2 protein-coding genes and 1 pseudogene are annotated in these 2,125 nt (G+C 66.2%); all 3 read right to left on the bottom strand.

Annotated features, from left to right (window positions below; translation table 11 throughout):
• The coding region (locus VF632_RS23385) for a hypothetical protein (protein WP_331025353.1) at positions 1–197 on the bottom strand (197 nt) is incomplete at its 3' end.
• Positions 198–316: 119 nt separating this feature from the next.
• Entirely contained in the window at positions 317–1,678 is a 1,362-nt protein-coding gene (locus VF632_RS23380; RefSeq protein WP_331025352.1) for an IS1182 family transposase, read from the bottom strand.
• Positions 1,679–1,761: 83 nt separating this feature from the next.
• Positions 1,762–2,125: pseudogene (locus VF632_RS23375) on the bottom strand (hypothetical protein); the annotation flags it as partial.

The raw sequence follows: 2,125 nt of genomic DNA, 5'->3' as shown, positions 1-2,125 counted from the left end.
ACCACGCTCTTGCGTCGCGCCTCGGCCTGCTCCTTGTCGGTGTCATCGAACAGCATCGGTGCCAGCTTCTGGCGCATATGCCATTCGAGGTAATAGGCCAACATGCAGAGAAACACGTGCGACCGGACCCGATCCTCTAGCAGCCTGTCGGAGTTAGTTTGGCGATGTTTAGCGGGAAAGGTTGTTTGCGCCGGCATCACGGCCTCCGACGTGTAGCCGGATAGCGGAAGCCGCGCTTGAGAGCTCGGCCATCGTAACACCGATCACAGTGCCCTCACAAACGCACCGGATCGCCGCGAACAGGGCGCGATCTGGCTCAGTTCACCCCTGCCAGACAAAACATCCGCTTCAGGTTCCACGCCATGGTCACGAGGCTCCATTCACCGCGCACCTTGTTGAGGCCACGCAGCAGGAACTGTCGGAACCCGAGCACCGACTTGATGATGCCGAACACCGGCTCGGCGGTCTGCTTGCGCAGGGCGTAGCGTGCCTTGCCGTGTTTCGTCTGAAGCCGATGGCGCATCGCTTCCAGCGGCGTGGGCTCCTTCGGCGGCAGCGGGTCTGCCGCGAAACGTTCGGCCAGCGAGGGGTGGTGCGCCTCACGCCCCATCGCGATCACCGGTTCGATCCCGGTGGCGGCGCAGGCGTTCACGTTGGCCTCGCTAAAATAGCCATTGTCGGCAAGCAACGCGCCCACCTTGCCCAGTTCGCCGGGCAGTTCGGCCAGCTTACCCAGCATTGGCTCAAGCTGCTGCTTGTCGTTCGGCGCCTGCACCACATCGGTGGCCACCACCAGCAGGCTGTCCGCCGCCACCGCCGCCTGGGCGTTGTAGCACTGCTCGAACCCGCCGCCGGCCACCGGCATGATCCGCGATGCTTCGTCCGTCAGATTGACCTGATCGCTCGGCAGCGGACCTTCCGCCGGCGGCTGCGGCACCCGGCCGCCAGGCTTCTTGCCTGTCTGCGCCGCCTTGGCGTCGCGGGCCGCCATCCTGGCGTCATACGCGGCGCGCTCGCGGGCATGGCGCTCCTTCGCCCGCGCCTCGATCACCGCTTTGGCGCGGGCGATCTCGGCCAGCCGCGTCTCCCGCCGCGCCAGTTCCTCAGGCACCTGCATCCCGTCCGGCATATCCGCCTGGTCGGCCGCCTCCGCCTTACCCAGCAGATCAGCGACTTCAGCTTTCAACTGCGCCTCGATCTTGCTCGCGTGCGCGTACGACAACGCGCTGTGCCGGCTGGCATTGGCGTGGATCTTGGTGCCATCGAGCGCTACCGTGCCAAGCTTCAACACGCCCATCTCGCGAGCCACACCCAGCACCTGCACGAACAGCGCTTCGATCTGTTTGAGGAAGCGGCGCCGGAACGTGGCGATGGTGTCGTGGTCGGGATGCTGATTGGCGGCGACGTAGCGGAATGCCACCGAATCATGCGTCGCCCGTTCCAGGGCGCGGCTGGAAAACACCCCGGTGGCGTAGCCGTAGATGATCAGGCCCAGCAGCAGCCTTGGGTGGTAGGACGCCTCGCCCGAGCCACGGTAGCTGCCGGTCATGGACCGCAGGTCCAGGCCCTCGATCACCTCTGCCACGAACCGCGCGAGATGGCGCTGCGGCAGCCATTCATCGACCGACGGCGGCATCAGGAAATCCATGTCGCGGTTGATCGGGCGGAAGTTGCTCATGTGGCTAGGGTCCGGCGGGGATGCGAAGCGGGTGCGCCGGATTCTACCGCATGCTGCCGCGTCGCGTTAAGTCCGACAGGCTGCTAGCGATATGGCTGCGGCGCAAGGTTTTGCGGTCCCTGGCCGTACGGCGGTGGCGCCGGCTGCGGTGGCGGCATCGTGGTGTAGAGCGGAACCGTGCCGGTGCCCATTGTCGATCCCTGGCTCGTGCTGAACGATGACGTGGAATCGCCGGTGGAATAGCGGCTTGTGCTGCTTTTCGGGTCGTTCCGCGGGGCGGCCAGCGGATCGTTGAAGGCGTCCAGCGGCACATGCAGCAGAGGCTGGCGTTCCTTGGGCGCGGTGTCAGGCTTGACCGCGGGAACCCGCGCCGGAACCGGCACCTGGGGATCCTCGAACAGGTCGCGGAACGCATCCTCGCGCGGCGCGTCCGGCGCCTTCCGGTAG

This window comes from Longimicrobium sp., from assembly GCF_036388275.1.
Classification (GTDB): Bacteria; Gemmatimonadota; Gemmatimonadetes; order Longimicrobiales; family Longimicrobiaceae; genus Longimicrobium.
This window is presented reverse-complemented; position numbering and strand designations above follow the sequence as displayed.

Bases quoted from the DNA above. Each gene is read 5' to 3' on its own strand.
- VF632_RS23380 (WP_331025352.1), bottom strand. From the start codon at position 1,678: ATGAGCAACTTCCGCCCGATCAACCGCGACATGGATTTCCTGATGCCG.